Source organism: Niastella vici, from assembly GCF_002077945.1.
Taxonomy (GTDB): domain Bacteria; phylum Bacteroidota; class Bacteroidia; order Chitinophagales; family Chitinophagaceae; genus Niastella; species Niastella vici.
This window is the reverse complement of the sequence record NZ_LVYD01000041.1, coordinates 88486-100479: the sequence shown is the minus strand read 5'-3', so window position 1 is coordinate 100479 and position 11994 is coordinate 88486. Positions and strand designations below refer to the sequence as shown.

12 protein-coding genes are annotated in these 11994 nt (G+C 44.3%); 2 read left to right on the top strand and 10 right to left on the bottom strand.

Annotated features, from left to right (window positions below):
- Nucleotides 1-78 precede the first annotated feature (78 nt).
- On the top strand, nucleotides 79-1053 hold the full coding sequence (locus tag A3860_RS10045; protein ID WP_081146544.1) for a phytanoyl-CoA dioxygenase family protein: 975 nt from the start codon (nucleotides 79-81) through the stop codon (nucleotides 1051-1053).
- Between the two features lie 87 nt (nucleotides 1054-1140).
- Nucleotides 1141-2124 (top strand): phytanoyl-CoA dioxygenase family protein, encoded by a 984-nt coding sequence (locus A3860_RS10040; protein WP_081146543.1) that lies wholly within the window; start codon nucleotides 1141-1143, stop codon nucleotides 2122-2124.
- Nucleotides 2125-2231: 107 nt separating this feature from the next.
- Here the strand turns inward: A3860_RS10040 and A3860_RS10035 are convergent, their stop codons facing one another.
- The 10 genes from A3860_RS10035 to A3860_RS09990 all read right to left on the bottom strand — a co-directional run bounded on the left by A3860_RS10035 (nucleotide 2232) and on the right by A3860_RS09990 (nucleotide 11952).
- A complete protein-coding gene (locus A3860_RS10035; RefSeq protein WP_081146811.1) occupies nucleotides 2232-2705 on the bottom strand; it encodes a ribonuclease H-like YkuK family protein in 474 nt (157 codons plus the stop codon).
- 62 nt (nucleotides 2706-2767) lie between these two features.
- The gene (locus A3860_RS10030; RefSeq protein ID WP_081146542.1) at nucleotides 2768-4366 is read right to left on the bottom strand and encodes a hypothetical protein; all 1599 of its coding nucleotides are present in this window, start codon (nucleotides 4364-4366) and stop codon (nucleotides 2768-2770) included.
- 57 nt (nucleotides 4367-4423) lie between these two features.
- Nucleotides 4424-4897: a hypothetical protein gene (locus A3860_RS10025; protein WP_081146541.1), complete on the bottom strand. Its 474-nt coding sequence runs from the start codon at nucleotides 4895-4897 to the stop codon at nucleotides 4424-4426.
- 186 nt (nucleotides 4898-5083) lie between these two features.
- Entirely contained in the window at nucleotides 5084-5455 is a 372-nt protein-coding gene (locus A3860_RS10020; RefSeq protein ID WP_081146540.1) for a CoA-binding protein, read from the bottom strand.
- A gap of 56 nt (nucleotides 5456-5511) precedes the next feature.
- A complete protein-coding gene (locus A3860_RS10015; protein WP_081146539.1) occupies nucleotides 5512-6018 on the bottom strand; it encodes a GbsR/MarR family transcriptional regulator in 507 nt (168 codons plus the stop codon).
- A 583-nt stretch (nucleotides 6019-6601) separates the two neighbouring features.
- Entirely contained in the window at nucleotides 6602-8119 is a 1518-nt protein-coding gene (locus tag A3860_RS10010) for a hypothetical protein (protein WP_081146538.1), read from the bottom strand.
- Nucleotides 8103-9242 carry an NAD(P)/FAD-dependent oxidoreductase gene (locus A3860_RS10005; RefSeq protein ID WP_081146537.1) on the bottom strand — a complete coding sequence of 380 codons (1140 nt, stop codon included), beginning with the start codon at nucleotides 9240-9242 and terminating at the stop codon, nucleotides 8103-8105. Before A3860_RS10005 ends, A3860_RS10010 begins: the two co-directional genes overlap by 17 nt.
- A gap of 10 nt (nucleotides 9243-9252) precedes the next feature.
- Nucleotides 9253-9945 carry a methyltransferase domain-containing protein gene (locus A3860_RS10000; RefSeq protein WP_081146810.1) on the bottom strand — a complete coding sequence of 231 codons (693 nt, stop codon included), beginning with the start codon at nucleotides 9943-9945 and terminating at the stop codon, nucleotides 9253-9255.
- Nucleotides 9946-9995: 50 nt separating this feature from the next.
- Nucleotides 9996-11096 carry a type III polyketide synthase gene (locus A3860_RS09995; RefSeq protein WP_081146536.1) on the bottom strand — a complete coding sequence of 367 codons (1101 nt, stop codon included), beginning with the start codon at nucleotides 11094-11096 and terminating at the stop codon, nucleotides 9996-9998.
- Nucleotides 11089-11952: a UbiA family prenyltransferase gene (locus A3860_RS09990; RefSeq protein ID WP_081146535.1), complete on the bottom strand. Its 864-nt coding sequence runs from the start codon at nucleotides 11950-11952 to the stop codon at nucleotides 11089-11091. The genes A3860_RS09995 and A3860_RS09990 overlap by 8 nt, the downstream gene beginning before the upstream one ends.
- Nucleotides 11953-11994: the final 42 nt, after the last annotated feature.

Below are 11994 nucleotides of genomic sequence, written 5' to 3'. Positions count from 1 at the left end.
TAGGGCCGGCCTGGCGTTGTTGAAATTTTTTTAGAATTTCCAACCTTTTGAGTGCGACGTGAGGTTTAGCTTATTGCTATGTTGCAACAACACGTCAATTTGCCCTGGACCGAATCTCCTTTTTTTGAAGCTGAATTAAAGAAGTCGACCCATGTCGATGCCGATAAAGCATTTGTAAGAAAGTTTGCAGAAGATGGCTATGTAATCATAGATCCTGAAATAGATGAAGCCACCATTGATGTCATTGTTGAACAGCTGGCCCCCCGCTTTGCAAAAGTTGCCAATGGCGATCACCGCATACAGGATGCCTGGAAGTTTAATGAACAGGTAAAAAAAGTTGCGGTGGCCGAAGCTGTATTGAGTAAACTCAGGCTGTTATATCAACGGGAACCATTTCCATTTCAAACCCTCAATTTTCCGGTAGGCACCCAGCAGGATACCCATTCGGATATGATCCATTTCAATTCAATTCCACAACGGTTTATGTGTGGGGTATGGATGGCCTTTGAAGATATTGATGAAACTAACGGTCCCCTGCATTATTACCCCGGCAGTCATAAATTACCATTCTACGATATGATCGATGTGGGCGTTAAGGCCAGCGAAAGTATTGAAATGAAAAAAGCGTTTATGGCTTATGCCGAAAACTATGTTGCGTTTATTCAGGAGGTGATCGATGCATTGGGTTTGAAAAAAGAAGTGCTGAAGATAAAAAAAGGACAGGCGATGATATGGTCGGCCAACCTGTTACATGGTGGCGAAAAGATATTACGTGAAGGCGCCAGCCGCCATTCGCAGGTAACGCATTATTATTTCAAGGACTGCATGTATTATGTTCCCCGCCTGTCAGACATTGCTATTAATAAACTGTACTTAAACGACCTCACCAATATTATTACAGGTGAAAAAGTGACCAATACTTATTTCGGTAAAGAAGTGAAAGTAAATTCAAAATTGTATTTGCAGCAGCAAACGGTGAAGATGCTTTCGGGTATAGCCCACTTGTTTCCCAAACCGCTGGTTGAAAAAGTAAAATCAATTATAGTAAGATGATCGCGGAAAATAATGATTATTCCAAGTGAGCAGCATTACTATTTATTTGAATAAATAGTAATAATATTTTACATAACCTTAATTACTATGTCTGGAATGGTGCTACAACATGCTAACTTACCGTGGACCGAATCTCCTTTTTTTGAAGCTGAAATAGATAAGTCAACTCTTAGCGAAGCCGATAAAGCATTTGTAAAAAAGTTTGCCGATGATGGTTATGTGATTTTCGATCTTGGAATTGATGATAATACCATAAATGACATTATTAAACAACTGGCGCCAAGGTTTGCCAAAATTACAGACAACAATTTTCGCATACAGGATGCCTGGAAATTTAATGAAAGTGTACGCAAGGTAGCTGCATCTGAGATAGTATTAAATAAACTCAGGCTTTTATACCAGCGCGAACCATTTCCATTTCAAACCCTCAATTTCCCGGTAGGCACCCAGCAGGATACCCATTCGGATATGATCCATTTCAATTCTATTCCTCATCGTTTTATGTGCGGTGTATGGGTGCCATTTGAAGATATTGACGAAACCAATGGCCCGCTGCATTATTACCCCGGCAGTCATAAGCTTCCGTTTTATGATATGATCGACATAGGCCTGAATGCCAGCGAAACTGCTGAAATGAAAAAATCCATTATGGCCTATGCCCATAACTATGTGAATTTTATTCAGCAAATAATCGATGCGCTTGGCTTAAGGAAGGAGGTGCTGAAGATCAAAAAGGGACAGGCGATGATATGGTCGGCCAACCTGTTACATGGTGGTGAAAAGATATTGCGTGAAGGCGCCAGCCGCCATTCGCAGGTAACGCATTATTATTTTGAGAACTGCATATATTATGTTCCGTTATTATCGGATATAGCTATTAACAAATTATACCTTAAAGACCTTACCAATATTGTTACAGGTGAAAGGGTGAAAAATACTTACTTCGGCAAAAATGTGAAACCACATACAAAGTTGTTTCTGCATCAACAGTCATTGAGAATGCTTTCAAGTGTGGCACATATGTTTCCCAAACCAGTGGTAGAAAAAATAAAGTCTATTATTCAGAATTAGCCGGGTGTGAAGGTAATGAAGCTGTTTTTAATGGTGACAATCCCCTGAGCTGTGAAAATTTCACAACTAAACATTAAAAAACCCTCCGTTTTCAGCGTGAGGGTTTATCAGTTTACTACTTTGTTGGCACAGCTGCTGCTGGCGAAGGCTTCGGGTTTGGCCTTAAAGGCAAACCCCATTCCCAGTATGTAGCCCATTGCTTCTTTAAGCGCATCATTGCTTTTGAAATGCGGATTGGTGTTAATGTCCGCGTGTACCTCCATATCAACATTATACAATGTGAACAGGTGGCAAAGATCGTAAGCAATTTCAATGCTTTTAGCTACTTCTACCAGCATTCGTTCTTTGATACTGTACTGTTTCCGGGTTTTTTCATTGTGAATGAACATAAATCCACCATGTCCTTCACGAAGGAAAACAATGACCGTAGCAAACTCTGTTTCCGCACCCTTTACCTGAGAATCGGTGCCGATGCAAACTTTAAGGTGATACCCCTTTTCAGTTTCGCGTTTGATAGCATTTTCAACGGCATCGATAATTGGCAGGTCAATCGGGTCCCCATTAAATTTTCTCCATAACATCATAGTGAAACGGGTTTTTCGAATTTACCGAAAAACCCGTTGTTCACCAAATCCTATGATTATTATTGTTTTATTAACTTCAAGGTTGAAATCTCTACATCTCCCTGAATGCGAAGCAGTATCAGGCCTTTTTGTGCAGTTGTTATATCAATGTTATTTGTTCCGGCAATCAGTTGTCCGCGTTGTAACAGGCGGCCGGTTCCATCAAGTACCTGGTATTTGCATTCTTTATCGGCATTCACTATAATGGAGTTTGAGACCATGGTGCTCATTACTCTTGCGGTTGCCTTATCATCGCCGCGATCGCGCAGGGTAATAATGTTTGAATAGTATGACTTTTCATCTTTTGCAGTGACCACCCGAATACGGTAATAAGGCGCATTATCGGTTAAAGGCTTCCAGGAGAAGTTTCTTGTGGTTGAGCTTACCTGGCTCAGCGCATCGAAATGAACGCCGTCTTTTGAGTTCTGGATCTCAATTTGTTTAATGGTTTCATCTGCTTCAAATGTCCAGCTCAGGTCATGCATGCCGTTTGCTGACCTGCCCGATAAACTGAGGCGGTGTATGGGCAAAATACTGATGGGGCTTGCTGCCAGTGAATAGTAACCCAGGCTTTCACTTTTAACTACGTTGGCATTTGCTGTTCCTTCTATCACTACATAATAAGTGCCGGCGTTAAGATTGCTGTCGACCATGGCATTTGTCATGTTATCGGGGCTGTATACTGAAAGGGTATCGCCCTTATCGTCGAGCAGGCTCAATCTGATGTCGAGGTTGGCGCCTGAATACACTATGGTTCCCTGGGCTCCTACATTTTGGGGAACAGCGTTCATATGAACATAAGTGGGGGTCGCAAGTGTGAACCTGAACACGTCTTTATCAGTGCCGGAGTTTATAAGACCGGTTGTTGTAAAGCCGGTTGACGTAAAGCCAACGGTAGTGGCATTTGTATGCATATTACCGATATCATCGGTACGGTAACCAAAGTTATTGGTGGCGTTGGAAATGATGGCCATATCATCCTGGTAATAATTGCAACCGTATGTATTGGTACCAAAATGCCAGGTAGTAAGATTTTTGTAATAGCCGATACCCATAATGGGCGCCCAGCTTATTTCACCGCTTCCCGTTCCGGGGTTATATTCAGTTTTTGAGCAGCTTGTGGTGTAGGCGCTTTGGTGTTGTAATCCCAGCGTATGGCCTGCTTCGTGAGAGGCAGCTTCGGCCACATATTTGGGATTGTTACCCAGCAGGCCGCTGAATACCCAGGCAGGTGTATTGTCGCCCCAGGAAAAGGAGCCAACGAAAGATATACCGCCTACTCTGCCATACCATTCGTAGGTAGGAGTAATGATGACCCGGGTACGTTGATTAACCGGGGCCGCTTTATATACTGTTGAGTCGGTGGTGATGTTGATGTTAAAAACGCGGTAGTCTTCTGAAACGCGGTTAAAGATCTCGATCATTTGATCGGTTGTAAAGCCTGAGGGCTGGGCGTCAATGGCGCCGCTCCAGTTCCAGGATGTGCCGGTTACGTATTGTCCGTCAAAATCCAGGTAAATGGTGGCCCTGGCCGCAACATAACTGTTTAACAAGGGAACCTGTGCGTTTATCCCCGATGCAACAGTTAATGCAAACAGTACGGTGTAAATGGTTTTCATTGGATCAGATGGAGGCTTTGGAGGTTAGATTAAATAGTGTTCAAAGGTTATCAGGACTTAATTGGCGGTTTGTTCTTCCACCATAAAAAATTGCTTTGGCTTTTTTATCCAGTAATATTGATCGTTTTCTTCTGTTAGCACCAGCACTTCATCTGATTTTGGATTGATGATGCGGCCAACCATTTTTTGTGCGTTGTTGGCAGTGGTGATCATCGATATGGTGCAGAAGGCGCCGGGTATGCTGGTTGAACGGATATTCATGCTGGTAACGCCGGCTGATGTTTGTGTTTTATCAACCAGTTCACCGTTGAATTCAAAATTGCCGAGTGAAAGCGCTACTTTTTCAGCTATACGGGAAGAAGAAAGTTGTTTCAATGCAGGAACGTTACATTCCAGTTTCATGGGAAGTTGCGCCAATGTGGAAGCCTTGCTAAGGGTTGGCTTTTGGGTGGCGGGTAGTTGCTGGGCATTCATTGTCTGGAATGCGAAAATGCACGCCACTAAGAGCCCTGCTGCATTCAGGTTTTTCATAATGTACGGGTTTTAGTTTTTCGGATCTGGATTACGTTGGTATGGATCTTAGGGTATAAATCTTCTATTCGTCTGATACAATACGAAGTTAGAACGCAAATGATATACGGTTATTTTACCGGGGGATAATAATCAATGTTTATGAGTGTTAAATATGGGACTTTCTAAGGGTATTTACTATTGACTTTAGTATTGTCCCGTGCTAAGCATAACTAATGTGCAGGCTTCCAATGGCTGAATACCGTTCTTTTTTGCAAGGTTATATAATTCAGTATTTTCTGTACCAGGATTAAATATAATGCGTTTCGGTTTCAGCGATAGTATATAATCGTAGTATTCTTTCTGGTGGGTTGGGTTCAGGTACAGCGTAACTGTGTCAACTGTTTCCAATGGTTTTTTTTCGGTAGTAATATCAACATCGAGCACCCGGCCATTCTTACGCCCAATTGCGGTTACGGGATGTTGATGCCTGCGTAAACTGTTTATAGCCAAAAAACTATACCGGGCCGGATTTTCCGAAGCGCCCAATACCAGGGTCTTTTTATTAGGTGTTTCCATATGCTAAGAACAAGCAGGGTAGTTAAATAGTTGGTTAAAAAAATGGCGCAGGCTCCTTACCTGAACATTTTCATGAGGTTGCCGAGGAACCAGTTCTCATCGGCCTTTACCAGCCCATCGAGCATTTTATCGGTCTGTGAGCCAAAGCGTTTGATGCTGCTAACTGTTTCGGTGAATTGTTTTATGTGTTTGTCTTTTTTATCGCCTTCTATTTCTCCCAGCTGATCGAGCAGGCGCAACATGGGGTCCAGCTCTCTTTTTTTGCGTTCCTTCACTATTTGGGTGGCCACTTTCCAAATATCTTTTTCTGCTGAAAAATATTCCTTTCGTTCTCCAGGTATCAACACACGGTTCACCAACCCCCAATCAATAAGGTCGCGGATATTCATGTTCACATTACCGCGACTGATACTAAGCCGCTCCATCATATCGTCCTGGCTTAATGGGTCGGCACTGATCATGAGCAAGGCATGTATTTGCGCCATGGTGCGGTTGATGCCCCAATAGGTGCCGAATGCCCCCCAGGAAGCAATGAATTGTTGTTGCGCTTCTTCCAGTTTCATATTGTTAGTGTCTGCTTTCTCAAATTTAAGGTCTATTTCTGAAGTTTCAAAAATAATTGAAAAATAGACTGGGTGAACCTGATTGGTCTGCTCAACAAACGGGTTGCAGTTTCCTCCTCCTGGGTGCTTTGCTCAACCTTAAGTATGATTAAAAGGAAAGCCTCTGGGTAGCAACCGCAAATCTTTTGGGTTTCAACTGAAACTAACAAGGATATAACAGGGAACTCACCCGGACCTTAAAAGGATATTTTCCCCATAACGTCCCTGCTATGTCCCTGTGAGGTCCCTGTGAGGTCCCTGCAAAGTGAAATATATACCCAGGCAAAAAGCAATTTCTTCGCCAATGCTTTGGTAAGAATTAATTGAATGAAACCTGATTTTTTTAATCGTTTTAGCAAGGTCGGCATTCTTCCCATTCTTGCAGTCGATACACGTCATTGAGCCGATACCCTCCGGTTCCAACCCATGCCAACTCAGCGTGTCTGCAGCAGGCAGAAATAAAAAAGGCGCTCAGGAGCTGAGAGCCTGGTACTGTAAATTCTTTATGCTGTTGCGGATGCTGTGTTCGTTGCAGTTAATAAGATCACCGGGGCGGGCAACTCAACTTTTGACCCAGGCGGTTTTTGGTAAATTTTGGTGCTATCCCCCTGGGGCAATCAAGCCGTTTATCAGTTTGTTCTGAGTTATTGTTCTTTCCCGGCCTGATGACAAGGGCAATGTAAGCCCCGCCATTTTGCGTTTTGTTTTTGGCAAACACTGTGGCCCAGTTATGCACCCCTAACAACAGCGGGCCTAATTTAACAGCGCCGCCAACCCATAAATTTTCTTTGATGTTGAACTGTACAGGAAGATAAAACCCCAATCGCCTGGTTTCCCAACGGGGCGTAACGGTAAGCATATTCAATTCGGTAAGCCGCCACTGGCTTCCGCTTAGTGAAGAAAGATTGAGCGAAGCATTGCCATTCACATACCAGGCGCCGGTGATATAATGGTCTACATTTAAAACCAGGCGGGCCGGGTTTATTATATTGAATATGCCGGTTGGTTGTTGTATAGTGCCCGCAATACCAACTACACGTTGATTGAATTCAGTGAGGTCTTTGACATTGGCAAATTGCTGATCGAGCACAGTGTCAGTGATATTGGCCTGGAATCCGTTCAGGATACGGCTGTTTTTACCATATTTGAATTGGTTGAACCCAATATCCAGTAACGATAACCCGATCTTCCAGTCATAATCGTAGTAATTGTCTTCATCAAAAACAGAAGATACCTGTGCCGCTTTGACAAGATACTCCACACCCAGGTCAAAAGAAAAACCGGCGCGGGTATGGGTTAAAAAATCACGCAGGTTCTGGTTGGTGCTTTTGTCTTTTTGCCACAGATCATAATTCGCCGAATGGCCATATTCGGCATAAACATCCTGCATGGTGTAATCATAATTATTGCCATGTATTGTTTGTGCCACGGTTCCGTTGAGCACATTGAGATAAGCACCTGAAATACCGCGTGAGATCTTCGCGGTGATGCCTGCATTCAGCCGCGCATCGGGCCGGTCCCAAATGGTTTGCGCCCAGGTGGCAAAAACTTCTATCCAGCTGCCATGAATAAAATCGCCATACAATTTCCGGTTATAATTACCCAGGTCAAAAAAGTCGCCTACATTTTTAAGCGTATCAATAAACCTTACCGGACCTGAGCTTAATTGTGCATAGCCCCGCAGGTTAATGCCAAAACCAATGGCCTGCCGGCGGTTGATGGCATAGCGAATGTTCAACAGGTTTACATTGTAATCGGCATAGGCATACCGCCGGTAATCGCCTTCTTTGAAGTTGTATTGCGATTTGTTGGGATCGCTGAAGAGGGAATATTTATGTATTACAATGCCATTGGTAGCATTTTTTTCCTGTGCTCCAAAAAGCGTGATATCCCATTTATAGGGTGTATTTACAATAGAGGCGGGGTTATTGCCAATACCCAGACTGCCTGCATAGTTGCTGCCCTGAATGGCATAATAGTTTTGCGCGTTTCCATAAAAGTGAAACAGCGGTAATAGTAATGCAAGCAAAAACCATTTCCCCCATTTAAAAGGGTTTTCCATGTGTTTGTTGTATTAGGAACGCTACAAACTTTGGAAAAGGCTTTACCATTTTTATGAGTACGTTTGAAAGGAAAGTGTTGCCGAAAAAACTTTGTAATAAACGCCCCGCCTGTAAGCGCCGGCCAAAATATTTTTCCCATTGCTGGGTATACTGGATCTCCATTTCGTACCGGTTGATACGTCCCTGAAGGAACGAATTGATCTCTTCAAAAGCCAGTTTGCTGCTGTGCAGGGCCATGCTCATGCCGTTGCCACATAAAGGTGCTATAAGGCCGGCTGTATCGCCAATCATCAAAACATGATTTTCTATCTGTGTTTTCTTATTGAACGAGATCCGGGAAATGGTTAACGGCTCTTCGTATAACATTTCAGCATTGGAAAAGATTTTTTCCAGGAAAGGATTTTTCATAAGAATTTCTCTTTCCATACTGCTAATATCATTCCTGCATTTGCGCAGGTTGGCCGCCGTTGTGAGATAGCAGAGACAATATTTGTTTTCCTCAATTTGGGAAATTCCACAATATCCTTGCTCAAAATTGTGGAGGGCGATGAGGTCGGCGGGGTGATGGGTGCGAATGTGGTATTTTACGGCGATGTAGTGATTGAGTTTGTTGGGTTTAACTTTGGTGAACTGCCGTTTCCATTTTATATCGAGGTTGCCCCGTTTGCCATAAGCGCCGGCTACAACGGTTGCTTCGGTATCGCCGCTGGTTGAAAATACCAGAAAGGTATTGTTGCGATAAACAACATTGAGCACTTTGCTGCCTTCGAGCAGGGTTACGCCTTCCTGGCGGGCAATATTGGCCAGCAGGTTATCGATGGTATACCGGCTGATGCCAAAGCCACCCAAGGGTAACGGCGATTCAATATAATTGCCATCGGGCGTGGTAATGAGCACGCGGTTGATGATCGGCAATTGCATATCGCTGAGTGGAAGCCCAAGGTCCTGCAAAAAGTTCCAGCTTTCGAGGCTGATATATTCACCACACACTTTGTGAAAGGGGTACTTCTCTCTTTCGAACAACACGGTTTTATAACCCGCACGGGCGCTTAGAATGGCGAGGGCAAGTCCTGCCAGTCCGCCACCTACGATGGCAATATCATATTTGGGTTGAAGGCTCACGATTCAGTTTCTAAACAGCATTTTTGGAGATGATGAGCCAGCGAAAGGCCCATTTCCATTCAATTGAATAATTACTGATGCCGGCAATATTGAAAAATTGTAACCATTCATCTCTTGTAAAGCCGCGGGCTACAGATAAGGGAGCATCGTGTTTCACGAGGTAACTGTTCGAGAATAAAGCGGTTAAAACTTTAATGGAATAATATGCTACCCGGTGCCGGTGCAGATCGTTTATAAAGAATCCGAGCCGGGCATTCGTTTTCATCCATTGTAATTGCTTTACCATTTCCCGGTCGCTGAAATGATGGCAGAACAGGGATGAAAAAATAATATCGGGTTGCTTTTCCAGTTGTACATCTTTATAATCGGAGGTGATCAGTTGGGTATTGCTGAGTAACCGTTTGGCAGCTACCGCGGTGCAATGCGGATTGATATCGATGCCAATAAAAGCGGCCGGAATATTTCTTTTATTGCACCAGTTCCTAATGGCCAACAGGTTATCGCCACCGCCACACCCGATCTCGCAAATAGTGACCGGATTTTTCGCATTCACCAGGGCTTCAACCCCGGTAACCGTAATAGCATGGCCGCCCAGCCAGGTGTTGATGAAATTTAATTCCTGCATATTCCTTTGAATATCTTCAAAGGGAATATCCGGGCGGTCGAGCAATTCGGGCTGGTATGATCGGTGACGGAAATTCACGATTGTAATATATGATTTTCTGATTGACCCGCGAAACATGCCTGCCCAGTTTAGGAATTCGTTGATGCTACAAATGTTTCCATAGTGAGGCCGGGGCCAAAGGCCGCGCCGAAAATGTGTTCTTTCCGGTTGTTGGCGTGTAAAAGGGCAGGCATTATTTTTTTCAGAACGAAGAAAATGGTTGGGGACGACATATTCCCGTATTGCTGCAATACATCATGCGACGCCTGCAGTTCACCATTCTGGAGCGACAGCGTTTTATGAATGGCTTCAAGGATCTTTTTACCGCCGGGATGTATGCACCAATGTGAAATATCTGCTTTGGTTACGCCGGTATTGGCCAGGGCCCTGTTCGTAAACTGGGTGAAATCTTCTTCCAGCAGATCGGGAATATAGCTGCTCAACGTCATCAGGAAACCGGTGGAGGAAATTTCCCAGGCCATATCTTTTTTGCCTTTGGGGATCACTTCTGAATAAAACCCATCGATATGCAACCCCTTTAACGGGTTATCATCGCTTGTAATGAGGGCAGCAGCGCAGCCATCGGCAAATAACAGGCTCGATGCTATATTGTCGACCGTTGGCTCGCGTTGAAAATGTATCGTGCACAGTTCCGTGCAAACTATGAGTACTTTTGCCTGCTTCTCTGTTTTGCAAATAGCGTCGGCCATTTTCAGGGCATGAATGCCTGCATAGCATCCCATAAAGTTAATGGAAGAACGAACCGTATGCCGGGGCAGATCGAGCAATTCCATTACCTGCAGGTCGAGGCCGGGTGCGCTCATACCGGTACAGCTCACGGTAATGAGATGGGTGATCTCGGCTTGCGTTAATTTTCCATCGAGACAGTCACGAATGGCATTCACCGACAATTGCGGTGCGTATTTGTGATACCAGATCATGCGTTGCTCAAGGGAAGGGAAGGGCTCCAGGTTTTCGGTATGCGGGTAGAATTTCCATTCCGGAACAGGACGGCTGTAATCGGGGATCACCGAATAACGGGTATCAATATGGCTTTGGTGGTACAGGAATCGCAACCGGCGCTTATCAGCTTCGGTATAAGAATAGATCAGCTGCATGAACTGCAGAATGTCCTGTTGGTTATGCCTGAATGCAGGCACAGCCGTACCGATGGCAATAATTTTACTCAAATCCCCTCCAGATTAATAAGGTAAGGAAAGCCAGGTTGGTACAAATGGATGCCACTATGTTCATACGCATCGTATTGGCAAAACTGGCATTGCGAACATCTTTCCACACCAAACCCGCCCAACTGAAAAAATATACGAGAACTGGCAGCATCATAGTTGCTAGTGCCAGGAATTTTTTTTGTTCGCCCCTGCTGAAGAACGACCAGGCCAGCACACCCATGGCCAGTGAATATATTATAGCTGTAAAAATGAAGGTGCCTCTGTAGCCCAGCAAGGCGCTAATAGTAACTACCCCGTCTTTTTTATCGGCTTCGTGCTGGTAAACCTGCGTGAGCGGATAAAAACCGCCAATCAGCAAACTGGCTGCCACCATATGGGCCGGTGGAACCAGTAATGTTTTGTTAAGGCTGCTTCCGTGATATACCATAAAATACGTTACGGCTCCCTGAAATAAGATAACAGTAAGATAACCGGCAACAGGATATTTTTTTAACCGGATGCCCCGGTAACTGTAAGCTCTTGACGCGGCTATATAGGCTATTATGCAAATAGCAAACCAGTAACTTATAAACAGGCTCAGCAAAACGGCCACTACATCCATAATTACGCTGGTATAAAATAACTGGCGGGTTGGTGGCAGCGGTGCTTTAATGCCGCCAATGGGCGTTTCATCGCGGTCCATATACGAGTTGTACCCGTTGCTGGAAGGATACACCAGAACATGCAGGATGAAAAAGATCACCAGGGCATGGGCCGTATTGATAGTTGGCACCTGGCTTAAAGCGAATAGGTATACCGGTAACAGAAAGAAAGAAAAATGGAACCGGAGTAGTTGTATGGTAGATGGTGCAAGCATAAAAGAGTCCCGGCAGCTGCCGGGACTCTTTAAAGATATAGT